The sequence below is a fragment of the Phytohabitans sp. LJ34 genome, from assembly GCF_052068095.1.
Taxonomy (GTDB): domain Bacteria; phylum Actinomycetota; class Actinomycetes; order Mycobacteriales; family Micromonosporaceae; genus Phytohabitans.
Map to the genome: position 1 here is coordinate 42,928 of NZ_JBQHDG010000030.1, position 24,366 is coordinate 67,293.

General features: G+C 70.4%; 29 protein-coding genes. 17 read left to right on the forward strand and 12 right to left on the reverse strand.

The features are described from left to right. Positions 1–58 precede the first annotated feature (58 nt). Positions 59–262: a hypothetical protein gene (locus tag ACTMTJ_RS39500; RefSeq protein ID WP_441223866.1), complete on the forward strand. Its 204-nt coding sequence runs from the start codon at positions 59–61 to the stop codon at positions 260–262. 36 nt (positions 263–298) lie between these two features. On the opposite strand, the gene ACTMTJ_RS39505 is transcribed toward ACTMTJ_RS39500, so the two are convergent. Together ACTMTJ_RS39505 and ACTMTJ_RS39510 are read right to left on the reverse strand one after the other, a co-directional pair. Beyond that, a complete protein-coding gene (locus ACTMTJ_RS39505; protein WP_441223867.1) occupies positions 299–1,255 on the reverse strand; it encodes a TIGR03557 family F420-dependent LLM class oxidoreductase in 957 nt (318 codons plus the stop codon). 28 nt (positions 1,256–1,283) lie between these two features. After that, positions 1,284–1,547, reverse strand: a complete 264-nt coding sequence (locus ACTMTJ_RS39510) for a hypothetical protein (RefSeq protein ID WP_441223868.1) — start codon at positions 1,545–1,547, stop codon at positions 1,284–1,286. A gap of 336 nt (positions 1,548–1,883) precedes the next feature. Between ACTMTJ_RS39510 and ACTMTJ_RS39515 the strand changes: the two genes are divergently transcribed. The 4 genes from ACTMTJ_RS39515 to ACTMTJ_RS39530 all read left to right on the forward strand — a co-directional run bounded on the left by ACTMTJ_RS39515 (position 1,884) and on the right by ACTMTJ_RS39530 (position 4,999). After that, the gene (locus ACTMTJ_RS39515) at positions 1,884–2,867 is read left to right on the forward strand and encodes a glycoside hydrolase family 5 protein (protein ID WP_441223869.1); all 984 of its coding nucleotides are present in this window, start codon (positions 1,884–1,886) and stop codon (positions 2,865–2,867) included. A gap of 158 nt (positions 2,868–3,025) precedes the next feature. After that, on the forward strand, positions 3,026–3,268 hold the full coding sequence (locus tag ACTMTJ_RS39520; protein WP_441223870.1) for a hypothetical protein: 243 nt from the start codon (positions 3,026–3,028) through the stop codon (positions 3,266–3,268). Positions 3,269–3,308: 40 nt separating this feature from the next. Then, a complete protein-coding gene (locus tag ACTMTJ_RS39525) occupies positions 3,309–4,673 on the forward strand; it encodes a DUF4331 domain-containing protein (protein WP_441223871.1) in 1,365 nt (454 codons plus the stop codon). Continuing rightward, positions 4,670–4,999, forward strand: a complete 330-nt coding sequence (locus ACTMTJ_RS39530; RefSeq protein WP_441223872.1) for a phospholipase — start codon at positions 4,670–4,672, stop codon at positions 4,997–4,999. The genes ACTMTJ_RS39525 and ACTMTJ_RS39530 overlap by 4 nt, the downstream gene beginning before the upstream one ends. Positions 5,000–5,067: 68 nt before the next feature. Here ACTMTJ_RS39530 and ACTMTJ_RS39535 read toward each other — a convergent pair whose 3' ends face one another. Both ACTMTJ_RS39535 and ACTMTJ_RS39540 read right to left on the reverse strand, forming a co-directional pair. After that, positions 5,068–5,286: a DUF397 domain-containing protein gene (locus ACTMTJ_RS39535; RefSeq protein WP_441223873.1), complete on the reverse strand. Its 219-nt coding sequence runs from the start codon at positions 5,284–5,286 to the stop codon at positions 5,068–5,070. Beyond that, complete coding sequence (locus ACTMTJ_RS39540; RefSeq protein WP_441223874.1) at positions 5,283–6,155, reverse strand: helix-turn-helix domain-containing protein; 873 nt, start codon at positions 6,153–6,155, stop codon at positions 5,283–5,285. Before ACTMTJ_RS39540 ends, ACTMTJ_RS39535 begins: the two co-directional genes overlap by 4 nt. Before the next feature lie 570 nt (positions 6,156–6,725). Between ACTMTJ_RS39540 and ACTMTJ_RS39545 the strand changes: the two genes are divergently transcribed. Both ACTMTJ_RS39545 and ACTMTJ_RS39550 read left to right on the forward strand, forming a co-directional pair. Next, on the forward strand, positions 6,726–7,736 hold the full coding sequence (locus ACTMTJ_RS39545; RefSeq protein ID WP_441223875.1) for an ABC transporter substrate-binding protein: 1,011 nt from the start codon (positions 6,726–6,728) through the stop codon (positions 7,734–7,736). Next, positions 7,733–8,476: a methyltransferase domain-containing protein gene (locus tag ACTMTJ_RS39550; RefSeq protein ID WP_441223876.1), complete on the forward strand. Its 744-nt coding sequence runs from the start codon at positions 7,733–7,735 to the stop codon at positions 8,474–8,476. The genes ACTMTJ_RS39545 and ACTMTJ_RS39550 overlap by 4 nt, the downstream gene beginning before the upstream one ends. A gap of 3 nt (positions 8,477–8,479) precedes the next feature. On the opposite strand, the gene ACTMTJ_RS39555 is transcribed toward ACTMTJ_RS39550, so the two are convergent. Further along, positions 8,480–9,331 carry a nucleoside hydrolase gene (locus ACTMTJ_RS39555; RefSeq protein ID WP_441223877.1) on the reverse strand — a complete coding sequence of 284 codons (852 nt, stop codon included), beginning with the start codon at positions 9,329–9,331 and terminating at the stop codon, positions 8,480–8,482. 201 nt (positions 9,332–9,532) lie between these two features. On the opposite strand from ACTMTJ_RS39555, the gene srmL reads away from it, so the two are divergent. The 5 genes from srmL to ACTMTJ_RS39580 all read left to right on the forward strand — a co-directional run bounded on the left by srmL (position 9,533) and on the right by ACTMTJ_RS39580 (position 12,803). Then, the gene (gene srmL / locus ACTMTJ_RS39560) at positions 9,533–10,597 is read left to right on the forward strand and encodes a PheS-related mystery ligase SrmL (RefSeq protein WP_441223878.1); all 1,065 of its coding nucleotides are present in this window, start codon (positions 9,533–9,535) and stop codon (positions 10,595–10,597) included. Positions 10,598–10,671: 74 nt separating this feature from the next. Then, entirely contained in the window at positions 10,672–10,938 is a 267-nt protein-coding gene (locus ACTMTJ_RS39565; protein ID WP_441223879.1) for a type II toxin-antitoxin system Phd/YefM family antitoxin, read from the forward strand. Next, positions 10,928–11,365, forward strand: coding sequence for a type II toxin-antitoxin system VapC family toxin (locus tag ACTMTJ_RS39570; protein ID WP_441223880.1), 438 nt, complete (start codon positions 10,928–10,930; stop codon positions 11,363–11,365). Before ACTMTJ_RS39565 ends, ACTMTJ_RS39570 begins: the two co-directional genes overlap by 11 nt. Before the next feature lie 71 nt (positions 11,366–11,436). Beyond that, on the forward strand, positions 11,437–12,207 hold the full coding sequence (locus tag ACTMTJ_RS39575; RefSeq protein ID WP_441223881.1) for an MBL fold metallo-hydrolase: 771 nt from the start codon (positions 11,437–11,439) through the stop codon (positions 12,205–12,207). Then, positions 12,204–12,803, forward strand: a complete 600-nt coding sequence (locus ACTMTJ_RS39580) for a DedA family protein (protein WP_441223882.1) — start codon at positions 12,204–12,206, stop codon at positions 12,801–12,803. The genes ACTMTJ_RS39575 and ACTMTJ_RS39580 overlap by 4 nt, the downstream gene beginning before the upstream one ends. On the opposite strand, the gene ACTMTJ_RS39585 is transcribed toward ACTMTJ_RS39580, so the two are convergent. Then, complete coding sequence (locus ACTMTJ_RS39585) at positions 12,778–14,964, reverse strand: alkaline phosphatase family protein (protein ID WP_441223883.1); 2,187 nt, start codon at positions 14,962–14,964, stop codon at positions 12,778–12,780. The genes ACTMTJ_RS39580 and ACTMTJ_RS39585 overlap by 26 nt on opposite strands. A 77-nt stretch (positions 14,965–15,041) precedes the next feature. After that, a complete protein-coding gene (locus tag ACTMTJ_RS39590) occupies positions 15,042–15,860 on the reverse strand; it encodes an AraC family ligand binding domain-containing protein (RefSeq protein WP_441223884.1) in 819 nt (272 codons plus the stop codon). A 66-nt stretch (positions 15,861–15,926) separates the two neighbouring features. Here ACTMTJ_RS39590 and ACTMTJ_RS39595 point away from each other — a divergent pair, with 66 nt between their 5' ends. The 4 genes from ACTMTJ_RS39595 to ACTMTJ_RS39610 are packed head-to-tail and all read left to right on the forward strand — an operon-like array spanning position 15,927 to position 18,343. After that, positions 15,927–16,334, forward strand: coding sequence for a DUF2000 family protein (locus tag ACTMTJ_RS39595; RefSeq protein ID WP_441223885.1), 408 nt, complete (start codon positions 15,927–15,929; stop codon positions 16,332–16,334). A 23-nt stretch (positions 16,335–16,357) separates the two neighbouring features. Further along, the gene (locus tag ACTMTJ_RS39600; protein WP_441223886.1) at positions 16,358–17,125 is read left to right on the forward strand and encodes an exodeoxyribonuclease III; all 768 of its coding nucleotides are present in this window, start codon (positions 16,358–16,360) and stop codon (positions 17,123–17,125) included. Between the two features lie 10 nt (positions 17,126–17,135). Continuing rightward, positions 17,136–18,071, forward strand: a complete 936-nt coding sequence (locus ACTMTJ_RS39605) for a hydroxymethylglutaryl-CoA lyase (RefSeq protein WP_441223887.1) — start codon at positions 17,136–17,138, stop codon at positions 18,069–18,071. 56 nt (positions 18,072–18,127) lie between these two features. Beyond that, the gene (locus tag ACTMTJ_RS39610; protein WP_441223888.1) at positions 18,128–18,343 is read left to right on the forward strand and encodes a hypothetical protein; all 216 of its coding nucleotides are present in this window, start codon (positions 18,128–18,130) and stop codon (positions 18,341–18,343) included. Here the strand turns inward: ACTMTJ_RS39610 and ACTMTJ_RS39615 are convergent. The 3 genes from ACTMTJ_RS39615 to ACTMTJ_RS39625 form a co-directional block, all read right to left on the reverse strand. Beyond that, positions 18,340–21,138, reverse strand: coding sequence for an ATP-binding protein (locus tag ACTMTJ_RS39615; RefSeq protein ID WP_441223889.1), 2,799 nt, complete (start codon positions 21,136–21,138; stop codon positions 18,340–18,342). The genes ACTMTJ_RS39610 and ACTMTJ_RS39615 overlap by 4 nt on opposite strands. 157 nt (positions 21,139–21,295) lie before the next feature. After that, entirely contained in the window at positions 21,296–21,547 is a 252-nt protein-coding gene (locus tag ACTMTJ_RS39620; protein WP_441223890.1) for a hypothetical protein, read from the reverse strand. Between the two features lie 107 nt (positions 21,548–21,654). Further along, the gene (locus tag ACTMTJ_RS39625) at positions 21,655–21,996 is read right to left on the reverse strand and encodes a winged helix-turn-helix transcriptional regulator (protein WP_441223891.1); all 342 of its coding nucleotides are present in this window, start codon (positions 21,994–21,996) and stop codon (positions 21,655–21,657) included. 63 nt (positions 21,997–22,059) lie between these two features. Between ACTMTJ_RS39625 and ACTMTJ_RS39630 the strand changes: the two genes are divergently transcribed. Beyond that, positions 22,060–22,521 carry a group II truncated hemoglobin gene (locus tag ACTMTJ_RS39630; RefSeq protein ID WP_441223892.1) on the forward strand — a complete coding sequence of 154 codons (462 nt, stop codon included), beginning with the start codon at positions 22,060–22,062 and terminating at the stop codon, positions 22,519–22,521. A 9-nt stretch (positions 22,522–22,530) separates the two neighbouring features. Here ACTMTJ_RS39630 and ACTMTJ_RS39635 read toward each other — a convergent pair whose 3' ends face one another. Together ACTMTJ_RS39635 and ACTMTJ_RS39640 are read right to left on the reverse strand one after the other, a co-directional pair. Continuing rightward, positions 22,531–23,373, reverse strand: coding sequence for a carbohydrate ABC transporter permease (locus tag ACTMTJ_RS39635; protein WP_441223893.1), 843 nt, complete (start codon positions 23,371–23,373; stop codon positions 22,531–22,533). Beyond that, a complete protein-coding gene (locus ACTMTJ_RS39640) occupies positions 23,373–24,353 on the reverse strand; it encodes a carbohydrate ABC transporter permease (RefSeq protein ID WP_441223894.1) in 981 nt (326 codons plus the stop codon). The genes ACTMTJ_RS39635 and ACTMTJ_RS39640 overlap by 1 nt, the downstream gene beginning before the upstream one ends. Positions 24,354–24,366 lie beyond the last annotated feature (13 nt).

Below are 24,366 nucleotides of genomic sequence, written 5' to 3' on the forward strand. Positions count from 1 at the left end.
TGCCTCGCGCCTCGCGTGCGTGCGCCCGGGACTCCGCTTACGGAAGGAGACACCCCTTATGCCTGGCGAATTCTCCGTACACGTCGACCCCGACGAGTTGGCCGCGCAGAGCGTCGCGGCGGCGTTCCAGCACAGCGACGGCAAAGGCGACCGCAAGGTCGACCGGTCCGGCAAGCCGGCGGCCGCGGCGTCGCGCGGCAAGGCGAGCCGTGGCGGCCAGGGCGCCGCACAGCCCAAGCGGTACGCGTTCCGCCGCAGCTGAGCTTCCCCGGTACGGGGGTCGGGCGCCCGGCCCCCGCTACCGCAGGCGCGGGATCAGCTCGCGCTCGGCCCAGTCGAGAAACTCGGGCTGGCTCTCGCCGCCCACCTGCACCAGCGCCACGTGGGTGAACCCCGCGTCGACGTACCGGTTGAACGCCTCGACATGCTTGTCCACGTCCGGCCCGCAGGGCACGGTCCGCACCAGGTCCTCCTCGCGGACGAACTGGGTCGCCGCCGCGAACGAGTCCGGCCCGGGCAGCTCCGCGTTGACCTTCCAGCCGAGTGGCGACCAGCGCCACTGGTCGACGACGCGCTTGCGGCACTCCGACTCGTCCGGCCCCCAGCAGACGGCCACCTGCCCGAAGCGCGGCTTGCCCTCGCCGCCCGCCTCGTCGAAGAGCTCGATCACGTGGGCGTCCGGCTCGACGGCGATCAGGCCGTCCGCGTACTCGCCGGCGAGCGCGGTCGAGGACGGGCCGGAGGCCGCGACCGCCAGCGGGACGCCGCCGTCCGGCCGATCCCACAGGTACGCCTCCGGCACGTCGTAGTACTCCCCCGAGTACGTGACCGTCTCGCCGTCGAGCAGCGACCGGATGACTTGCAGCGCCTCCTCGAACATGTCGTGCCGCTGCTGCACGTGCGGCCAGGCGCCGACCACGTGCTCGTTGAGGTTTTCCCCGGCGCCGACTCCGAGCGTGAACCGCCCGTCCGACATCAGCCCGACCGTGGCCGCCTTCTGCGCGACCACGGCCGGGTGGTACCGCCGGATCGGGCACGTCACGAACGACATCAGGTCGACCCGCGAGGTGGTGTGCGCGACCGCGCCCAGCACCGACCACGCGTACGGCGAGTGGCCCTGACTGTCGAGCCACGGGTAGTAGTGGTCGGAGATGACCTCGAAGTCGAACCCCGCCCCCTCCGCGCGCTGCGCGTAGTCGACGAGCTCCTTCGGACCGGTCTGCTCGCACATCAGGGTGTAGCCAACGGCAACCATGTCGGTGGCTTACCCACCGCTATGGGTGCTACACCCAGGGGTCGTCGACCGGATCCGGTCTTCTCTCCGGACCCGCCGCGGCGTCCCGCCCGCGGCTCTGCGCGGCGGCGAGCGCGCCGACCGCCAGCAGCATGACGATGCCGGCGCCGGCGATGAAGAGCATGTCGCCGTGTCCGCCCGAGGCGGGCGCCGCCGTGCCCGGTACGGCCGCGGTGGCGGCCGCCGGCGGACCGACGATCGCGAGGACGGCGATGGCCAGTACCGCCAGCCGCAAGATCAGCCTGGTGCCCATGGTGTTGCCCCCTCCCGTATGCCGTGCATGCCCGGCCTCCGTTGGCCGGAAACACGAAGGTAGCGCCACCTTCCCGGAAAATCCGGATTATCGGATTCGGCGAATCCGCTTCGTGTCGGATGGCGGGATGGCTTCCCAAGGGCAGTGATTTAGTTCTATTCTTGCCGGAGCGCTCCCATCTACGAATCTTCCGGCCGCCGTCGCAGCACCGTCGCGTCGGCGGTCGTCGCCTTTCTCACGACCGACGGTCTCCCGGGCGTAGCATTCGGGTTACTTAACCGGTTGAGTGAGCGAGCTCGCGAGCGAACCGTCAGACGGCTTAGTTGGGGGCAGTCCGTGACGCACTATGGGTTCAATCTCCAGTGGCTCTTCATGCGGCCGGCCGGCGCGACCGAGCCCGACCCGCGCGTGCTCGACACGATCGCCGGCTGGGGCTTCAACTTCGTCCGGCTGCCGTGCGACTACCGCTTCTTCACCGCCCCGCCGGGCTACCCGCCCGCGGCCGAGCACGCGCTGGCCCGCGTCGACCGGATCCTCGACGCCTGCCGGGCCCGCGGCCTGCACCTGTCGCTCAGCCTGCACCGGGCCCCCGGATACATCATCACGGGCTGGGAGAGCGAGCCGCACAACCTCTGGGCCGACCGGCCCGCGCAGGACGCGTTCGCGGCGCTGTGGCGCGGCTTCGCCACCCGCTACCGGGGCGTGCCCGGCTCGGCGCTCTCCTTCGACCTCGTCAACGAGCCGCCCGCGCTCGGCCTGCGCGGCTTCACCCGGGCCGCGCACGAGGCGGTCATCCGCCGCACGGTCGCCGAGATCCGCGCCGTCGACTCCGACCGCCCGATCGTGATCGACGGTCTGGACGGCGGCAACCTGGCAATGCCGGAGCTCACCGACCTCGGCGTCCTCCACAGTGGACGCGGGTACCAGCCGATGTCGGTCACCCACTACCGGGCGAGCTGGTGGCCGGGGCACGCGCACCTGCCCGAGCCGGCCTACCCTGGCGACTACGAGGGCCGGTGGTGGGACGCCGCCGCGCTGCGCGAGTTCTACAAGCCGTGGCGCGAGGTGGCCGCCGCCGGCACACCCGTCCACATTGGCGAGTTCGGCTGCTACGAGTACACGCCCGACGACGTGGCGCTGCGGTGGTTCACCGACGTGCTCGGCGTTTTCGCGGAGCAGCGGTGGGGCTACGCGCTGTGGGAGTTCGCCGGCGCGTTCGGCGTGGTCGGCCATCACCGCCCGGGTGGCCGCTTCGAGGCCCGCGACGGCTGGATGGTCGACGTCCGCCTGCTCGAACTCCTTCAAGCACATAGGGCGTGAGCTCGCGGGCCAGCCATCGGCCTCAGCGTTTGAACTCTTCCCAGCCAGCATCCGTATCCACCGTTGCCGGCAGGGCGGGCGTCCGGCGGAAGTTCTCTGTTCGTTGTGCTGTCGAAAGGACGACCGTGAGAAACGCCCACCGGGCAAAAGGAGCGCCGATGCTGAGCCGGCGGAATGTGCTGCTTGGCGCGGCCACCGTCGGAGTCGGCGGCGCCGTCGTCAGTGTGGCCAGCCTCAGCGAGGCGTTCGAGGAGGCCGGAGCGGCACCCGGCGAGACCATCGTGGTGCAGGTCAAAGACCTGAGAGCGGGACGCCTTGACGTATTCGCCGGAGAGCGGCGCATCGAGGTGACAGACCGCGATCTGGCATCACGCATGGCCAAGGCCGCACGCCGCAAGTAAGCGCTTCTCTCTTTTCCCTGCCTTGTGAGGTGGTTCCCGCATGTCTTCTCATCGTGAGGCCCCGGAGATCTCCAAGGATCCGGTGGCCGACAGCACCGACCTGTACGCGTTCGTCAGCCCGGATCGCCCGGACACGGTCACGCTGATCGCGAACTACGTGCCGCTGCAAACGCCGGCGTCGGGCCCCAACTTCTTCGAGTTCGGCGACGACGTGCTGTACGAGATCCACGTCGACAACAACGGCGACGGCCACGCGGACGTGACGTACCAGTTCCGCTTCGAGACGAAGGTGACCAACGAGAACACCTTCCTCTACAACACCGGCCCGATCGAGTCGCTGGACAGTGAAAACTGGAACCGGCGGCAGTTCTACAGCATCACCAAAGTGGACGGTCATGGCAACGCGCGAGTGCTGGCCCGCAACGTGCCCTGCCCGCCCGCGAACGTCGGCCCACTGTCCATTCCGGACTACAAAGGGCTGGCGGCGGACGCGACGTTCAAGCTGAAGACCGGCGAGAAGGTGTTCGCGGGGCAGCGTGCGGAGGGCTTCTTCGTCGACCTCGGCTCGATCTTCGACCTGGGCACCCTGCGGCCGTTCCAAAACCTGCACCTGCTCGGCCAGAAGGCTTTCCAGAAGGCGGGCGACGCGGTCAACGCCACCGACCGGGTCAACGTGCACAGCATCGCGCTCCAGGTGCCCATCAAGGACCTGCGCGGCAAGTCGAGCCCGGTCATCGGGGTGTGGACCAGTGCCAGCCGCCGGCAGGTACGGGTGCTGCACGGGCACAACAGCGACGACGTGTACGTGGGGCCGAACGTGCAGGTGTCCCGGCTCGGCAACCCGCTCTTCAACGAGGTCATCGTGCCGATGGCCAAGAAGGACCTGTGGAACAGCCTGCCGCCCACCGAGGACAAGAACTTCGTCCAGTTCGTGGAGCAGCCCGAGCTCGCCCAGCTCCTACCCGTGCTGTATCCGGGGGTCTTCGACAACCTCGCCGCGCTCAACAAGAAGAAGACGCCGCGCGCGGACCTCGTGGCGGTGCTGCTCACCGGCATCCCCGAGGGGCTGATCGACGGCTTCACCAACAGCACCGGCGAGATCCAGGCCGACATGCTGCGGCTCAACACGCACATCAAGCCGAGCAAGAAGGAGAACCCGCTCGGTGTGCTCGGCGGCGACCTGGCCGGCTTTCCGAACGGGCGGCGGGTGAAGGACGACGTGGTCTCGATCGCGCTGCGCGCGGTGGCCGGCGCGACGTTCGCGTTGGTGGACAAGAAGTTCAAGCCCGACGACGCCGTGGCGATCCTGGAGCAGGGGCTGAGCGCGGCCGACGTCACGTCGCCGTTCCTGGCCCGCTTCCCCTACCTCGGCATCCCCTACGACGGCTTCAACAACCCGTCATGAGTACCCACCACCACATGCTTGGACCGTCCGGTGTGGGCAGTGTCGTGCTCGACATCGGCGGCAACACCGGTGCGCTCGTCATCGTGACCGGGCCCGAGTGGCACGGTCGTGAGATCGAGATCAGCCCGAAGGACCAGGATCCGTCGGTGCGCACGCACGTGGCCGTGCGGGCGCGCCACGTCGCGAGCGGTGTCCGCTACACCGCGGTGTTTCCCGCACTGCCGGCCGGCGCCTACGTCATCTGGCGCTCGCCGACCGAGATGGCGGGCACGGTGGTGGTGGCGGGCGCCACGGTCACCGAAATCGAATGGTGGCAGCTGCCGTAAGTCGTCGACTGTCCAGGGTGGACCCTGATAGGGGGCAGGCACGCCTGCCCCCTATCAGTGCGGGACCGTCAGGCGGTGAAGTCGAACTCGCCGTCCTTCACGCCGCCGACGAACGCCTCCCACTCTCCGCGGGTGTAGACGATCGTGGCGCCGTCGGGTGACTTGCTGTGCCGCACCGCGACACGACCGCTGCCGTCGGCAAGCGGACCGGCCTCGACGCAGTTGCCTCCGAGGCTGTCGCTCCTTGTGCTGACGTGCCAGGCGACGCCCGGCAGTGACTCGCTCATGACAACTCCTCTGCGAGTGTTGCGATGAGCGCCATCGACTCAGCAGCGCTGAGTGCGACCTCCCGCAAAGCATCGTACGCCTTGGAGTAGCGGTGGGCGCGGGAGGCCTCCATGAAAAGTCGCCCGCCGAGCTGCTCCACATAGGCCACCTCGGGGTATGGCCGCTGCATCTTGAAAAGCGTGAAGCTGCCATCGAGCCCGCCGTGCAACCCCATCCGGGTGGGGATCACCCGCACCTCCACGTGGGGACGCTCCACCACGCGGGCGAGGTGCTCCAATTGGGCGCGGAGGACCAAACGGCCACCGACCGGTCGGTGCAGCACCGACTCCTCTACGAGGGCGGCCAACCGCTTCGGCGGCTTTTCGTCGAGGATGAGCTGCCGCTCCATCCGCAGCCGCACCCAGCGGTCGATCTTTTGCTGGTTGGATTGCGCGCCCTCGGTGTACCGGATCACCGCCTCGGCGTAGTCACGCGTCTGCACCAACCCGGGAAACACCATCGTGGAATAGGTGCAGATCTCCTCGGACCGCGACTCCAGCCACGGATAGTCGACGAAGGTCTGGTCGTAGACGGTCCCCTCGAAGTCGTCATCCCAGCGGTTGACCCGCCAGGCGTCCTGGGCCAGCTGCACGAGCTGGGCGCGCTCGCGCTCGTCGTAGACGCCGTAGACGTCGAGCAGCGAGATCACGTGGTCGCGCCGGAAGGGCCACTCGGCCCGCTCGTAGCGCGCGAGCGTGGAGAACTCCACCCCGAGATACGCCGCGATGTACTTGAGTGTCAGGCCCCGCTCTTCGCGTAGCTCGCGCATCCGCTGGCCGAGCCACTGCGCGCGAATGGTCTGCACGAACTGCTCTCGTTTGGTTGGCATTCCACCCTCTCAAATGGACCTGCTGGTGGCCGGGTAGCGGAAAGGCTTGTGAAATAACCGATGCGGACGGAGTGCGAGCCCGCCCGGATCCGGACAGAGTTTTACCACGACGTGGTCAGCAGATGCCAGGGGTGGCATGGAAACTGTTGTTTTGCCATTTACCAATGTCCGCGACACGCGGCCGTTTGGGCAAACTGCTTGGTCTTGGCCACCCACCCGCTTGGGCGCCATCGCCTTTCCCCGTCGCAGTCCTTGTTCCAACAATTCGCCTTTGGCAGCGTCCCTCCCAACGAGCGCGGCAACATGACCGGGCTCCGAGCATGACCAGGAAAAGGCTCGGCGGAAAGGCCCTGTGAAATCTTGCAAACGACGGCCGGGATGCATTCCTTGATCGCGGTCGCGGGGTGCGTGTGCGAGGCGCACCCCGGCCCCTTTCCCCATTAAAGACTCCCCGACGGCGTGCCGACACCGATTCCGCGCCGTCGGGTGAGGCCGGCGGGCGTGCCCGTGTGCCTCCCGCAGACGCGCCACATGCGCGGGCACGCCCGCCCTTCCCATCCCGGAGGAAACGTGAACCTCGTCAAGCGCGCATCCGCCGCCGCGATCGCGGTCGTACTGGCGGCGGGTGCCTGCGACAGCGGCGGCGGCGAGCCGAGAGCCGCGGAGGCGGACAGGGTGACCTACCTGACCGCGGTCGGCGCGTTCGGCCGCGAGTCGTACGCGTGGGTGGCGAAGGAGAAAGGCTTCTTCGCCGAGGCCGGCATCGACGTGGAGATCCGGCCCGGGGCCGGCACGACGGAAAACCTCGGGCTGCTCGCATCGGGACGGGCCCAGTTCTCCGCCAACGACCTCTCCGCCGTGATGATCGTGCTCGGCAACGGCAAGTACCGCGCCGACGTCCGTGCCGTCGCGGTCATCCAGCAGCGCACGCTCAACTCCGTCACGCTGCTCGCCGCCACCGGCGTCAAGACGCCGCGCGACCTGTCCGGCCGGACGATCGGCGGCGTGCGGGGCGGCGCGCCGTGGCTGCTCTTTCCCGCGTACGCAAAGCTCGCCGGCCTGGACGCGAGCACGGTGAGATGGATCGGCGCCGAGGCGGCACAGATGCCGAAACTGCTCGCCACCGGAAAGGTCGACGGCGTCGGCCAGTTCGTGGTCGCGCGGCCGGCGGTGGAAAAGGCGGCGGGCGGCCGCCCGGCGGTCGTGCTGCCGTACTCGGACGTGCTCACCGACCTGTACGGCAACGCGCTCCTCGCCTCCACCAAAGTTATCCGGGAGGATCCGGATCTGGTGCGGCGCTTCGCCGGCGCGCTCCTGGAGGGCCTCGTGTACGCCATCGGCCACCCGGAGGAAAGCGGCCAGATCCTCCGCAAGTACGTGCCGACGGCCGACCCCGCCACCGCGGCGGCAGAGGTGGAGCTGATGGAGCCCTACGTGCGCGCCAACGGTACGGCCGGTGTCTTCGAGGGCGCCCGCGTCGCCCGCGCCGTCGCCATCCTGCGCGGCACCGGCATCATCGCCGGCGAGCTGCCGACGGCGGACGTCGTCGCGTTCGACTTCGTCACCCAGCAGATCCGATGAGGACAGTCAGCGTGGCGGACCTGGAGGTGCGCCGGGAGGTGTACCTCGCCGCCGCCCTCGACACGTTCAGCATCGCGCGGCTCGCGGCGCTGCCACACCTGACCGGCACGCGCTGCCTCGACCTCGGGCCGGGCGGCAGCGCCGTTCCCGTGTGGTTGCGCGACCGGGTCGGCGCGGCGGGTGAGGTGGTGACGGCGGTGGGCGACCCGCTCCCGCCGGCCGTCCTGGCACCCGGCCGGTACGGGCTGATCCGGGCCCGGCTGTTGCTCATGCGCGTACCCCACCCGGAAGGGCTGCTGCGGCGCCTGGCGGCCGCGCTGGGACCGGGCGGCACCCTCGTCGTCGAAGACTGGCACCTGTGGCCCGACAACGCGGTGCTCGCGGCACCGAGCCCGCGCGACGCCGGCCTCGTCGAGCGCTGTCAACGCCTGCTGAGCGAGGAGATCCTGCCCGGGCTCGGCGTCGACCCGACCTGGGCCATCCGCGCGCACTCCGCGGCCCGCGCCGCCGGTCTGACCACAGTGGACACCCAGATCCACGTGCCGGTCTGGTCGGCCGGTGATCCGGGTGCCCTGCTGATGGCCGTGGACCTCGTCCGCCACCAGCGACGGCTCCTGACGGCCGGCCTGACCCCGGCCGAGCTCGACCGCGTGCGCCAGCTCGTCACCGATCCCGGCTCCGGCCTCGTGCTCCGCGGCCACCCGCTCTACTCGACCTCCGGCCCGGCCCCGCCCTGGTAGCGGTCAGAACACTCCGAAGTAGTCGGTGAAGAAGCGGTCCGGCGCCACCGCCGTCGCGACCTCGTGCGGCCCGTCCGCGCGCGGACGCCACGCGGTGGCGCCACTCCCGTCGACGGTCACCTCGCCGCGGGTGAACTCGCATACCTCGTCGTCGAAGACCGTGACCGCGGCGAGCGGGTCGTGGAAGTAGATGCCGTCGCGCTCGGCGAACCACACCGCGGCGAAGTCGCGCACCGGGCGCAGCAGCGGGACCGTGCAGCGGGCGCTGAAGGCATCGGCCTCCAGGTAGACCTGGCGGGTCACGTCGAGCCCGACCGCGCGGACGCGGGGCACCGGCGCGGCGAACACCCGGGCGGCCGCCTCGGGGTCGCATCGGACGTTCCACTCGGGCTTGCCGTCGGTGGTGTAGCGACCGCCCATCAGCACGAGCGCCTTCAGCAGCCCGGCGGTGTCGGAGTGGCGGTCGAAGAGCAGGGCGGCGTTGGTGAGCGGGCCGATCGTCAGCAGCGTCACCTCGCCCGGATGGGCGCGGATCGTCGCGGCCAGGAAGTCGACCGCCTCCCCCCGCGGAAACTCGCTCTCGTGCGGCCAGCCGGCCACCCGGTCGGCCTGGTGGGCGAGCGCCTGCGGCGACGGGGCGCCGGCGAGCGTGGCCTCCTCGCCCGGCCGGATCGGCACGTCCACTCCCGCCACCCGGCAGAGCGCCGAGGCGAGCATCGCGCGCTTGGTGGCCTCGCCGGTGACCGTGGTGACGCCGAGCAGCTCGCAGCGCGGCTGGGCCAGCAGGTACGCGAGGCAGACCGCGTCGTCGATGTCCGAACCGATGTCGGTATCCAGCAGGATTTTTTCCGGCACGCCGACATTCAACCCGCTTGCCGGGCGATGCGCCCACACGGCACACTCGACGGGTGACGTACGCCGCGACGCGATTTCTCCGCCCCCGGGTGACCGGTGGGCGACCGCGGCTGCGCTGACGGAGACGGCGCGAGACGAGCCCCCTGGCCACGCCGGGGGGCTCTCGCCATTTTCGACCCGTCTCTCTTTCGAGGATCCGCCATGACGCCCGAAGAACTCCGCGCTGCCCTCGACCTGCGCGACCTCACCGACCCCGAAGCCGGCGAACACGCGATGCAGCACGTCGTATCCGCCATCGAGTACGCGCTGGCCCGTGCCTGGGCGATCCCGGTGCGCCGCGACCCCGGCCCGCGGATCGTGTCCGTGACCGACAACTACGACCGGCTGCGGTACTCGCCCGAAGCGGTCACCCGCGACCGCCGCTACAGCCGCTACCTGGACGGCGGCCGCATGCTCCGCTCGCACACCACCGCCCGGATCCCCGCGCTCCTGGACGCCAACGGCTTGCCGGACGTGCTGCTCAGCGTGCCCGGCGTCTGCTACCGGCGGGACGTGATCGACCGCCACCACGTCGGTGAGCCACACCAGCTCGACCTGTGGCGGATCCGCCGGTCCGGTCCCCCACTAACCGAGGCCGACCTCGTGCACATGATCGGCCTGGTCGTCACGGCCGTGCTGCCCGACCGTCCGTGGCACACCGTGCCGAACACCCACCCGTACACGCTCGCCGGCCGCGAGATATACGTCGGCGACGTGGAGGTCGGTGAGTGCGGGCTCGCCCACCCGGAGGTCACCGGCGGCCCGAGCGGCCTCGCGATGGGGCTCGGCCTGGACCGGCTCGTGATGCTCGCGAAGGGCGTCGACGACATCCGGCTGCTGCGCTCGACCGACCCGCGGGTGGCGGCGCAGATGCGCGATCTCTCGCCGTACCGCCCGGTCTCGGCCATGCCGGCCGCGCACCGCGATCTCTCCCTCGCGGTGGCGGACGACCTCGACGCCGAACTGCTCGGCGACCGCGTACGCGACCTGCTCGGCCCGGACGCCGCCGCGGTCGAGGAGGTCTCGGTGCGCTCCGAGACCGGCTACGCGGACCTGCCCGAGTCCGCGCGCACGCGGATGGGCCTGCGGCCGGGCCAGAAGAACGTGCTGCTCCGCGTGGTCCTGCGCGACCTCACCCGCACGCTCACCTCGACCGAGGCCAACGCCCTACGCGACCGCGTCTACGCCGGCCTCCACGAAGGCGAGGTGCACGAGTGGGCGACCTGACCGACGGCGGTCCCAGGCAGCTTCACGGTTGGCGGCGTAGCACCAAGTAGCACATCAGACTTAGAATGGGCTACATGGCCGAGCACGCCCGCGAAATCACCCAGCGCGAGCTGCGCAACGAGTCAGGCGAGATCATGCGAAGCGTCGAGCGCGGTGAGTCGTTCACGATCACCCGCAACGGCACGCCGATCGCGCGTCTGATCCCGCTGCGCCGCCGCACCTTCGTGCCGCGGGAGGAGGTCATAGCCGCGTTCGCCACGGCTCCCAGGATCGACGCCGATCGGTTCCGCGCCGACCTCGACGCTGGCGTCGACGACGACCTGGACAGCCGTGAGTGGTGAGCCGTCGAGTCGAGGACTGATCGACACCAACATCGTCATCCATCTCTCCCGCCTCGACGCCGCCGATCTGCCGGAGGAGCTGGTCATAAGCGCGGTCACGCTTGCCGAGCTGTCCGCCGGCCCGCACCATGCTGACGACCCGGTGGAGCGCGCACGCCGGATCAGCATCCTCCAGCACGTGGAGGCCACATTCGATCCACTACCGTTCGACGCGGACGCGGCGCGGGCGTTTGGGCGAGTTACCGCCGCGGTGCTCGCTGCCGGCCGCAAGCCGCGCAGGCGGCTCGCCGATCTGATGATCGCCTCGATCGGGATCGTCAACGGCCTGCCGATCTACACCACCAATCCCGACGACTTCGCGGGCTTGGACAGGCTCGCTGAGATCATCCCGGTACAGCGCCCCGCTCCGACCGAGCCTCGTCCTTGACCTGCCGAGCGACGTTCTCGCGGCTCGACGGTTGAGTGGGTGGGCGCCGGGCGGTCCCGTACCGTAGCGGCGTGACGTACAAGGTCCAGGTCACCTGGTGGGGGCACAGCACCGTCTGGGTCGAAGACTCCGGCGTGCGCATCGTGACCGACCCCGTCCTCGGTGACCGGATCGCGCACCTGAAGCGGATGCGCGGTGTCGCGCCACGGCTGGCCGGGCCGCCCGACGCGGTGCTCGTGTCTCACCTGCACGCCGACCACCTCGACGTGGCGTCGCTGCGGCGGCTCGGGCCGGAGGCGACGCTCGTCGTGCCGGCCGGTGCGGGCGCGTTCGTGCGGCAGCGGCTCGGGCCGGCGTTCCATCGGCGGTGCGCGGAGCTGGCCGTCGGCGACGACGTGGCGGTCGGCGGGGTGCGGATCAAGGCTGTCCCCGCCGCCCACGACGGCGCTCGCGGTCCGTGGTCACGGCACCGGGCGGCGGCCCTCGGCTACACGGTGCACGGCGCGGCCAACACCTGGTTCGCCGGCGACACCGGGCTTTTCGACGGGATGGCCGACCTCGGCCCGCTCGACCTGGCGCTGGTGCCGGTGGGCGGCTGGGGGCCGACGCTGGGGCGCGGGCACCTGGACGCCTACACGGCGGCCGAGGCGATGCGGCGGGCGGCGCCGCGGGAGGCGGTGCCCGTGCACTTCGGCACGTTCTGGCCGGTGGGGATGGCGCGGGTGCGGCCGGACCGGTTTCACAACCCGGGGCCGGACTTCGCGCGGATCACCGAGACCGTCGCGCCGGGCACCCGCGTGACCGTCCTTTCCCCGGGCGACTCCATGACGGTGATCCCGTGAGTGCGCTCCTCAGCACGCTGGTTTCGCTCATCGTGGTGGTGACCTTCGGCGCGGTGGTGCCGATCGTGCCGACCGGAGCCGCGGTGAGCGGCGCGGCGGCCTACGCGGCGCACCAGAACCCGCTGTACGTGCTGCTCGTGATCGTGGCCGGGGCCGGCGGCGCGTACATCGGCGACCTCGCGATGTACGCGATCTGCCGGTGGGGCGGCGAGCAGCTGGCCCGGCGCCTGCACTGGCTGCGCGACAAGGAGCGCCTGGAGCGGATGAGCAAAAAGCTCCAGGAACGGCAGATCTCCGTGCTGCTCGTCTCCCGCCTGCTGCCCGGCGGGCGGGTGCCGGTGCTGCTGGCGGCGGCGCTGATGGGCCTGGACTGGCGGCGGTTCGCGGTCACCAACCTGCCGGCCTGCCTGCTCTGGTCGACCGTGTACGCGGGGATCGGCATCTTCGGGTACGCGATCTTCCCGGAACCCTGGCAGAGCGTGGTGGCCGCGGTGCTGCTGGTGCTGCTGATCTCACAGACCGCCTCGATCATCAGCCGGCGGCGGGAGGCGGCGGCCGAAGCCCGCGAGGTCAGGCCCCGGCAGACGGAAGCCTGACCGGCTCGGCCTCCCGGAGATCCGGCGCGTCGAGGCGCAGCCCCAGCTTGTCGAGCCAGCTCAGCAGCGTGCGGTACACCCCGTCCGGCCCGACCACGGGATCGGTCTCCAGCGTCCACCCCGACGGGTAGACCAGAAACGCCTCGGTCTGCCAGCCGCCCAGCCCGCCGTGGCTGCCCACGAGCTCCTCGAACGCGGCGACCTCCTCGATGCCCGGCTCGACGACGCTGACCAGCACCAGGTCGCCGACGTGGTCCATTTGCTGGTGGCGGAGGAGGTCTTCGCGGGCGCGCGGGCCGTACTGCACCAGCGGGTCTTCGCCCTCGACGTGCCCGTCGCGCAGGCGGTGCCATCCGCGCTTGCCGTGTGCCACCGGTCCGTGCTCGGCCTCGTCGACCACCACGATGCCGACGCCGGGGTGGGCGACGAGCCCGGCGACCAGCTCCGGGTGCTCGGCCTCGATCTTGTCGCGGGTGAGCTTTTCCGGGTGGCGGGTGAGGTAGACCATGCCGAGGTTGCCGGAGGCGATGACCACGGTCTCCGGGTCGCGTTCGGCGATCGCCTTCGCCTCTTCGTCGGCCGGGCCGAGCGTGACCTCGCCGTCGTGGGTGTGCTTGCGGATCGCTTTCCGGGTCGCGGCGGCGGTCGGCCCCTGGCGGCTGACCGCCTCGGTCAGCAGTGCGTTTACCCGGCCCCACTCCTCGACGGTGCGGGTGGCGGCGCCCGGCCGGTGGCCGTTGGTGCCACCCCGCGCCAGCCGCGCCACCACCTCTTCCAGCGACTCGTCGAACCGCTGGCGGAACGTGGCACCCTGGCTCTGCCCGTGGTCGGAGAGGACGACCAGGTGGTATCGCCGGGCCGCCTCGCGGGAGAGCCGCTCCAGCATGCCCAGCACCAGGTCGAGCGACTCCAGCACGTCGAGCGCCTCCGGGCGGGCCGGGCCGGCGTGGTGGGCCACCTCGTCGTAGTCGACGAAGTCGCAGAAGATCACCGGCGCGCCGCGGGCCATCTGCTCGGCGATCAGCGTGACGTTGAGGTCGCGCAGCAGCGTGGTGGCCGGGCGCAGCGCGAGGAACGCGCCACCGCGGCTGACCCGCGGGCGTACGTCGCGGCGGCGTTGCACCCGCGCCTGGTGCAGCTCGCGGATCAGCTCGCCGATGCCGAGCACGACCGCGCGGGTGAAGCCGTACGGGCTGGTCATGAACGAGGCGTACCCCCGCGCGTTGCGCCCGGGCAGCGCGGCGTGGCTGACCGTGAGCAGGCAGGTGGCGGCGTCGCCGGAGAACACGTTGCTGATGCTCACCCCGCCGTCGCGGAGCAGGCCCTGGTCGCCGGCCAGCCGCCGCTCGACCTCGGCCGCGTCGCGGGGACGGCTGGTGACGACGAGGCGGCGGCTGTCCTTCTCGTACCACCGGAAAGCCGGCACCCGGCGGACGTCGCCGTAAAGGATGCCCGCCTGGGCGGCGGGCGTGGTGGCCGGCATGCCGGTGTGCCAGGTGGCCAGGCGATGGCTGCGGGTGCCCAGCCAGCGGCCGACGTTGGGCAGGTTGCCGGCGCGCACGGCCCACCGCAGCAGCGGCGCGGGCACGCCGTCGAGCTGGATCACCAGCAGGCCGTCCGGGCAGGCCACGGCGCCGGTGCCTTGCTTGACCTTCTCTTCGAGGCGGCGCACCCGGGCCATCAGGCGCACGGTCTCGCTCACGAACGTGTCGTCGGTGCCCGCGTCGGCGAACCAGTTGACGAGTGCCGACAGCGCGACCGCGACCCACGACGCGCCGAAGACCACCGGGAGGTTGGCGACGTGGGTGTCGGGCGCGAACCACAGCGCCACGTACAGCACGATGGCCTGCACCATCGCGCCCAGCACCAGCGCGCCGAAGCCGCCGAGCACGGTGGCGAGCGCGAGCAGGAGCGGCCGCAGCAGCGCGCCGACGGCGGCGACCACCACCACGAGGCCGAGCAGCGCGACGAGGTTGCTCGCGGTCACGCCGGGCAGCAGCCAGAACGTGCCGGCGAGCACGATGAACGAGGTCACCGCGTTGCGCAGGATGCTGCGTACCCGGCGGATGGTGGGCCGCCAGCCGCGCAGCGCGCGCAGGCCCACCCTGGCCCGCCCGGGGCGGGTCACGACCGCGTCGCGCTCCGGGTTCACAGTGGCCACCAGCAAACGATGGCACAGACCGTCACGCCCGGTTGAGGTATACCCTGCCTGTCTTGCTGCCGTCGTATCACTTTGTCCTAGTTTGCTGGGTGGGTGGCGTCGCGGTACGCGCCCGGTGTTACCCCGTAGCAGCGCGTGAACCACCTGTTGAGATGACTTTGGTCGGCGAACCCGGCCGCGGCGGCCGCCTCCGCGATCCCGCAGCCGGCGCCGATGAGCCGGCGGGCCTGCCGCAGCCGCGCCTGGCGCTGGTAGTCGCTCGGCGACAGCCCGTAGACGTCGCGAAACGCGCGGTAGACCGCGAACCGGCTGGTGCCGGCGGCGGCCGCGAGATCGGCGGCGGTCAGGTCCTCGGTGTACTCCTCGTCAAGCCGGTCGCGGACCCGCCGCGCGATGCCGGCGGCGCCGGTGAGGCGGCGTGCCGGCGCGGTCCGGGCGTGGCGGGTGATCGCCGCTACCGCGGCGGCCAGGCGCTCGTCGCGGGCCAGCGCGGTCGCCGGCCCGACCAGCGCCGCGTGGAGGCCGGCCACCGCACCGGCCAGCGTCGCGTCGGCCACCACCGGCTCGGCGAACAAGGGCAGCCCGACCTCGCGCTCGGCACGGTCCGCGAGCACGTCACCCACCAGGGCGGGGCCGATGTGGACCATCCGGTACGTGAACCCGAGCGCGTCGGCGGCGTGACCGTCATGCGGCTCGTCGGGGTTGAACGCCATCACCATGCCGGCGCTGGAGGTGTGCGCGGCGCCCCGGCAGGTGAAGGACTGCGCTCCGGTCTCGGTCACGCCGAAGGAGTAGGTGTCGTGGCTGTGCCGGTGGTAGACGTGCTGCTCGAAGTGGGCGTGCATCGCCTCCAGCGGCCGGTCGGCGGCCCGCCAGTATCGCGCCCAGTCCCCCACCCGCCAAGTATCCCCCGCGCACGAGCGTCCAAGACCGCCGCGGACCGCCGGGGTGATCATGGCGGCATGGCCACTACCAAGATCGCTATCGTCGTCCGCGACGACCTGGCCGCCTGGCAGCGGCTGAACGTGACCGCCTTCCTCGCCTCGGGCGTGGCCGGCGCCTTCCCGTCCTCGGTCGGCGAGCCGTACGAGGACGCCTCCGGCACCTCCTACCTGCCGATGTTCGGGCAGCCGGTGCTCGTGTACGCGGCCGACCTCGACGCGCTCACCGAGGCACGGGCCAAGGCGGTCGAGCGGGGTCTGGCGGTCGGCGTCTACACCGAGGAGCTCTTCACGACCGGCAACGACGAGGACAACCGGGCCGCGGTGCGCGCGGTGCCGGCGGAGAAGCTGCGGCTGGTGGGCCTGTCGGTGCACGGCCCGCGGAACGCGGTGGACAAGGTGTTGAAGGGACTGTCGCTGCACCCGTGACCGGGGGCGCTTAGGCTCGGTGGATGCGTCTCGCCACGTGGAACGTCAACTCGCTGAAGATGCGCCTGCCCCGGGTCCTCCCGTGGCTGGCCGACAAGCAGCCCGACGTGCTGCTGCTCCAGGAGACCAAGCTCGCGGACGCGGCCATCCCCACCGCCGAGCTCAAGGAGGCCGGCTACGAGGTCGCCACCCACGGCAGCGGCCAGTGGAACGGCGTGGCGATCCTGTCCAAGGTCGGCATCGAAGACGTCGTGCGCGGCTTCGACTCCGAGCCCGGCTTCCCCGACCCCGAGGCGCGGGCCATCTCGGCCACCTGCGGCGGGCTGCGCGTCTGGTCGGTGTACGTGCCGAACGGCCGCGAGCCCGACTCGCCGCACTACCAGTACAAGCTGGGCTGGCTCGCCGCCCTCCGCGACGCGCTCGCGGCCGACCTCGCCACCGGCCGGCCCGTGGTCGTGGCCGGCGACTTCAACGTGGCGCCCACCGACGCGGACGTGTGGGACCCGAAGGCGTTCGTCGGCTCGACCCACGTCACCGCACCGGAGCGGGACGCGCTCGCGCGGATCCTGGCCGCCGGCTTCACCGACGTGGTGCCGACGCCGATGAAGGGCCCGCACCCCTTCACCTACTGGGACTACCGGGCCGGCATGTTCCACCAGAACATGGGCATGCGGATCGACCTCGTGTACGCGAGCGCCGGCGTGACCGTCGAGTCGGCGTACATCGACCGCGAAGCGCGCAAGGGCAAAGCGCCGTCGGATCACGCGCCGGTGGTCGTCGAGTTGGCATAGGTTTGCAGACATGCTGAGCCCGCAGCGGGTGCCCATGCCGGGGCTGCCGATGTCCGTGACCATCTGGGAGGTCGGCCCGCGCGACGGCCTCCAGAACGAGTCGACGATCGTCCCGGTCGACGTCAAGCTCGAGTTCCTCGACCGGCTCGCCGCCACCGGACTCGGCGTGATCGAGGCGACGAGCTTCGTCCACCCGCGGTGGGTGCCGCAGCTCGCCGACGCCGAGGAGCTGCTCACCCGCCTGGCGCCCGCCCCCGGTGTGCGCTACCCGGTGCTCGTCCCCAACGAGCGTGGCCTCGACCGCGCGCTGGCGCTCGGCGTGCGCGAGGTCGCCATCTTCGGCAGCGCCACCGAGACGTTCGCCAAGCGCAACCTCAACCGCACCGTCGACGAGTCGCTCGCCATGTTCGAGCCGGTCGTGCGGCGCGCCCACACGGAGGGCCTGCGCGTGCGCGGCTACCTGTCGATGTGCTTCGGCGACCCGTGGGAGGGCGAGGTCCCGATCGCCCAGGTCGTCTCGGTCGCCCGCCGCCTCGTTGGCCTCGGCTGCGACCAGCTCTCGCTGGGCGACACGATCGGCGTCGGCACCCCTGGCCACGTGAGCGCGCTGATCCGCGCCCTGGCCGACGCCGGCGTCGGGCCGGACCGGCTGGCCGTGCACTTCCACGACACGTACGGACAGGCACTCGCCAACACGCTGGCCGCTCTACAAGCCGGTGTGACCACAGTGGACTCCTCGGCCGGCGGCCTGGGCGGCTGCCCCTACGCCAAGAGCGCCACCGGCAACCTCGCGACCGAAGACCTCGTCTGGCAGCTGCACGGCCTGGGCATCGAGACGGGCGTCGACCTGCCCGCGCTGGTCCGCACGAGCCTGTGGATGGCCCAGCGCCTGGGCCGCCAGAGCCCTTCCGCGGTGGTCCGTGCGCTAGCCGCGGACGTCGCCTGATACGCATTCACGCATTACTCTTCCGGCGCGCCGCGGTCGCGGGTACAACCCTGCGTATGTCCTATGTACGCACGTCGCTCGCGTTTTCACTGGCGCTGGCCGCCGGCGCCGCCCTGCTGGTGGCCACCGCGCTCCAGGTGCTGATGCTCCAGGCAGTCGCCATCGACCCGATGCTCCTCGCCCACCCGGTCATCGTCCTCGACACCTACGCTTTCCGCTCCTTCGACCCGATGCTCCTCGCCAACCCGGTCATCGTCCTCGACACGTATTAGCGGAGCAGCGCGGCGGTGCGGGCAAGATCCCACTCCGCCCCGAGAGCCGCGTATATTTCGCGCGCCTCGTCGAGGTGGGCGCGGGCGCCGGCAACGTCTCCCCCGTCGGCGAGCGCGGTTGCCGCGGCCTCGAGCGCTTGCGCCTGCGGTAGGGGCCGTCCAGCCGCCGCGTACCGCCGCGCGGCCGCGCTCAGCTGTACCGGATCGCGCGCGGCAAGACCGATGGAGTGCGGCGCGAGCGTGTGGAACGCCAATCCGGCGGATCTGCGCGCGAGGTTCTCGACATGATGGTGCATGGTCCGGATCGCCGCTTGGTCATCCAGAGTCACCGCCAGGCGAGCGACATCAACGAGCAGGTCCGCCACCACGGTCGCCTCCTCCGACTCGGCGAGGCCCTGCGTCAGGAGCCGCAGCGCCTCTGCCGGCTGGCCCGCCCGCTCGTGCGCCAAGCCCCTTGCGAGGAGAACGTGCACCACCACCCGGCCGCCGTAGGGGCGCCAGTCGTGGTCGGGCAGGTCGCGACCGTCGAAATCGCTGTCACGGTGGGCACGGATCATCGCCACCAGGCCTAGGACCATCGCCTCGCTTTCCACGTCCGGCTGACTGTCGAGAACCAGATCCGCCTCTACCAGAGCGTCATCCCACCTACCGATGTTGAACAGGATCTCGACAAGAAGGCACCTGGCGTACCCCAGCCGCAGGACGTTGCTTGTGAGGTCTGCCGACTCACGAACCCGCTCTGCAACGTCGAGCGCTTCAGACCACTGGTCCATGTTGCAGAGCGCGGCCGCCTTGTTGGTCTGGAGTGTCAGCCGCAAGTCCGCGAGTGTGGCGTCGCCCTCCGCGATTGCCAGCGCGCGCTCGCACAGGCGCAGCGACTCTGCCTCGTCTCCTCGCATTCCGCAGATGGCCGCCAAGGCGCTCAGTGCACGGGCTGTCGTCGGGAGATCCTCTGCGGCCGTGGCGGCGTCCAGCGCCTTGCCCGCCAGCTCCCCAGCAATCTCCACCTGGCCAATCCCACTCCGTATGCGGGCAGCGATGACCATCAGCTGAGCACGGTGCCGCACCTCGACAGCCGATCCGGCGAGCGCCCGATCGAGCGCCACGAACGCCGCCTCCGGGTGCCCAGCGACCACCTGCGTCTCGGCGAATGTCCACAATAGATCAACGAGGAGATCCGGATCCGCCGTTCGCGCTGCGGCTTCGCGAGCCACCCGCGCGGCACCCGCCATGTCACCGGTCCGCCGGAGCGCGTCGGCGAGACGGCAACACAGTAGGTCGTGGTGCGGCCTGCCACTTGGCCCCCGGGCGACCGCCCGGCGCAGCAGCGGGATCGCCGCGTGCGGGGCGCGCCCGATCAGCTCGTGCGCCGACCCAGCCAGCCATTCCGCGGTCCAGTGGTCCGCGGCGTCGGACTCGCCCGCGGGAAGCAACTGTCGTGCCACCCGCTCGGGCGGGGCGCCGGCGCCTGCCAACGCCTTCGCGGCGTCACCGTGCCAAGCCGCCCGCACCGCATGTGGCGTCTCCTCGTACAGCGCCGTGCGGAGAAGGGGGTGCCGGAACGCCAGGTGCGGACCGTCTTCCCGCAACACACCTGCGTCGATGGCCTCATCGAGCATCGGTAGCAACTGGTTGATGCCCCGACCGAGCACCGTCATCAGGTCGGTCACGGAGAACTCGGCCCCCAGCAACGCGGTGGTACGCAAGACCTCCCGTGCTGGCTTGGACAGGAACTCCAGCCTATCGGCGATCGCGGCCGCCAGGGAGCGTGGCGCCCAATCCCCCGTGACCTCCATGTACCCGTCCACTGTGCTCAACGCGTCGCCGCGGGCGAGCGCGGCCATCAGCTCGGTGAGGTACAGCGGGTTTCCGGCGGCGGTCCGAGCCAGCGTGGTCAGGCGAGGGCCGGGACGAAGACCGGCCGTCCCGGCGACAAACTCCACCACCTCAGGATCTGACAGGCCATCCAGCCTGATTCGGCCGGAGGGCGGCAGCGCGTTGCGCAGGATACCGAGGTCGCGCCGGCGTGGAATCCGGCGTGCGGCCATGACCAGCAGGAGAGGCAGGCGTCGCGCCATGCGCACAAGCCGCCGCAACGCGACCATCGTCGTGGCGTCCGCCCATTGGACATCGTCGACCACCAGAGTCACCGGTGTCGAGGCGCACAACTCGTCGATGATGGCCAACATGCGCTCCGTCGCGGCCGCCACGAGGTCCATCCGGTCCGCCGGTGCGGGGTCGGACTGGAAGACGGTCGCGGCCGGCGGGCTGATACGTTCCTCGACCGGCACCGACCCGTCGACGGTGTCGAGGAGAGGCAGCAATGGAAAAGCCTGGCTCAGCTCGTCGCACGACGCCCAGAGGGTGCGGCACCCGAGCGTCTCGGCGTACGTCGACATGGCTCGCATGAGGAACGACTTGCCGATGCCCGGATCGCCTTCGATCAGCATCGCCCCGCCGCGTCCTCCGGCGACCTCGACTATCCGACCACGCAGCAGGTCGGTCTCCGGCACCCTGCCCACGAGGGGGGCCGTGGCAGCAACTGGCCGGTCGCATGCGGTGGGCGTCTGCTCTTCGGCGTCTCGAGCCTTAATCCACAAAGAGCGGAAACGCTCGACGTCGCCATCCAGTGCCGCCACGACATGCTGCAACGGTTCCCATCGGGGCACACGTTGGCTGCGGAGCACCGCATTGATCGTCGTGTGGCTGAGCACGCCACGACCGATCCGGCGCATCACGTCGCGCGAGCTCGGCTCTCCCGCCCGGCGGTGCAACTGGCGGATCGCGCTTACCAAAGATAAGACTGGCTCCCCGCTGTCAAGCGGAAGAGACTGCGACACAAGTTGATCCAAATCATCGGGGTCCGTGGCGTCGCAAGAACGCGACTGCGGCAATACGCTAGCCACGAAAAAGAGATCTTGAAACAGCCTTACCGTGCCATTCTTGAATGATTCACTCGTCCGTTTGATGATCCACCTCCCAGGTGACGGACTCAGCACCACAACAACACTGTCCGTAGCGACCGGATCCCCGCCGGGTAGGCAGCGCTCGGATCGACATCTCCCCGAGCAGCAGCAACACCATCCGGAGCGAGCGGTTACGACGGTCGGCGTTCGAGGACCACACATATGTCGCAGCCAGGGCGGCGACAAAGATCGCGCAAATCAATGCGAGCGACATAACGATCAAGGTGACAACCGTCAACGAGTTCTCCTGAGGGCTTGCGATCGGTGACGCTTCAGGATTACCCGTTCCGGACACGGCGCGTCGTCTACACAACAAGCCCTTACAAAGGCTGACAGTCCGAACGGTCAGGCCGGCGGATCGACAATTCTCGAGCCGGTGCGCTTGGCGCGCTCGGCGCCCCAGTCGTACATGGCCTGGAGCACCGGGGCCAGGCTGTGGCCCTCGTCAGTCAGGCGGTACTCGACCCAGGGCGGGCTCGACTCGCGCTCGTGGCGGCTCACCAGGCCGTCTGCCTCCAGCTCGCGCAGGCGTTGCACCAGCATCTTCTCGCTCACGTCGGGCATCCGGCGGCGTAGCTCGCCGTAGCGGTGGACGCCCTCCTTCAGGTGGGCCAGGATGACGGGGCGCCACTTGCCGCCGACCACGTCCATGGTCAGTTCGACCGGGCAGTGGTATCTGGTGGCCATCGCGGCCTCCTTACCGGATGGTGCGTACTTGATCACCGTAGCGGGGCGTGTTGGGGTGTACCCATGGGGGAAACACCGACACTGTACGAATGGGCCGGCGGCACCGAGGCGCTGACGCGGCTCACCGAGGCGTTCTACCGGCGCGTCGTCGAAGACGACCTGCTCCGGCCGCTCTTCGCCCACATGGACAAGGATCACCCGCGCTACGTGGCGCTCTGGCTCGGTGAGGTGTTCGGCGGGCCGGCCGCGTACACGGCCGAGCGGGGTGGCTACCCGCACATGCTGAGCCAGCACCTCGGCAAGGCGATCACCGAGCCGCAGCGGCGGCGCTGGGTCAGCCTGCTGATGGACGCGGCCGACGAGGTGGGGCTGCCGGACGACCCGGAGTTCCGGGCGGCGTTCGCGGGCTACGTCGAGTGGGGCACCCGGCTGGCGGTGCAGAACAGCCAGCCGGGCGCCCGTCCGCCCCAGCGGGCCCCGGTGCCGAAGTGGGGCTGGGGCGTCGCTCCCCCGTACCGGGGATAGCGGTCCTTCTCAGCCTTTGACCGCACCGGCGGTGAGGCCGACGGTGATGTTGCGCTGGACCAGCAGGAAGAACACGACGACCGGCAGCGACGTGATGAGGGCGCCCGCCATGAGCGGGCCCCAGGCGGTGCCGCGCTGGGTCTGGTTCTGGAGTAGCCAGGCCATCAGGTTCTGCGTCTCCGGGTTGTTGAGCGTGTTGATGATGATGAACTCGTTCCACGCCTGGATGAACCCGTAGATCGACGTCGCCACCAGGCCGGGCCCGGTCAGCGGCAGGATGATGCGGTAGAAGGTCTGCCACCGGCTGCACCCGTCGACGAGCGCGGCCTCGTCGAGCTCGCGCGGCACCGCGGCGATGAAGCCGCGCAGCATCCACACCGTGTACGGCAGGATCAGCACCAGGTAGGTCACGGTGACGCCGATCAGGCTGTTGGTGAGGTTGGCCCGGTTGAGCATCAGGTAGAGCGGGATCAGCAGCGAGAGAAACGGCACGAGCTGCACGCCGAGGATCACCATGATGAGCGCCCGCCGGCCGTAGAAGCGGAACCGGGCGATCGCCAGCGCCGCGAGAAAGCCGACCACGATCGCGCCGACTACCGCCGTGGACGTGATGATGAGGCCGTTGCGGAGGTCGACCAGGAAGAACGGCGCCTTGATGGCCGACTTGAAGTTGTCCAATGTGGGGTGTTGCGGGAGGAAGGAGGGCGTGAACGAGAGCACCTCGGACGCCGGCTTGAACGCGGTGTTCAGCACCCAGTAGACGGGAAACGCCATCACGACGATGAAGAGCACGCCGACGGTGTTCGCCGCCACCGTGCCGGCGCGGGTGCGCTGGGAGCGTGGAGTGGACATCAGTCGACGTCTCCGATCTGGAACATCTGCCGTACGTAGAACGCCATCACGCCCAGCATCAGCAGCACGGTGATGACCGAGATGGCGGAGCCGAGGCTGTACTCGTTGCGCCCGAACGCCTGCGTGAACGCGTACGTGGCGAGGGTCTGGTACTCCTGCTCGGGCTTGGCGTCGCGCAACGCCCAGACCTGGGTGAAGAGGCCGAAGTTCCAGATCACCGAGAGCGTGGTGACGATGACCAGCAGCGGCCGCAGGATGGGCAGGATGATGGTGCGCAGCGTCTGCCACGAGGTCGCACCGTCGACCAGCGCCGCCTCGCGCATGTCCTGCGGCACCTGGGTGAGCCCGGCGTGGAGGGTGATCGCGAGAAACGGGATGCCGGCCCAGACGACAAGGGTCGTGATGACGATCCAGCCCTGTTTCGGGTCGGCGAACCAGCTGTGGTTGGCGAAGTCGACGCCCGGTATCTGGTCGATCATGTAGTTGAGCACGCCGAAGTCGGCGTCGACCATCCACTTGAAGATCTGCGCGGATACCAGCTGCGGGATGGCCCAGACGAACATCATGACGATCACCATGGCGATCCGTATGCCGTTGCTGACCCGCTGCATCAGCAGTGCGACCGCCAGCCCGAGCACGACCGAGACGGCCACCGAGACCACCGTGAAGATGGCGGTACGGAGGACGACGCTCCAGAAGACGCCGTCGGTGAGGATCTGCGTGTAGTTGTCGAAGCCGACCCACGGCGGGGTGGTACCGGAGAAGAGGTGCCGCAGCGTCATGTCCTGAAAGGACAGCACGAGCATGCGACCCATCGGGTACGCCAGCAGCCCGGCCAGGACGACCAGCGTGGGCAGGGCGAGGAAGAGGGGTGTCCACTGGGGACGCCGCCGACGGCGTGCCCGGCGTCGGTCGGGTGTGGACGGCGCGGTGGGCGCCGGCACAGGTGGCGCGGTCGCCGGGCTGTCGACGGCGTGCATCGCTCTCCTTTCT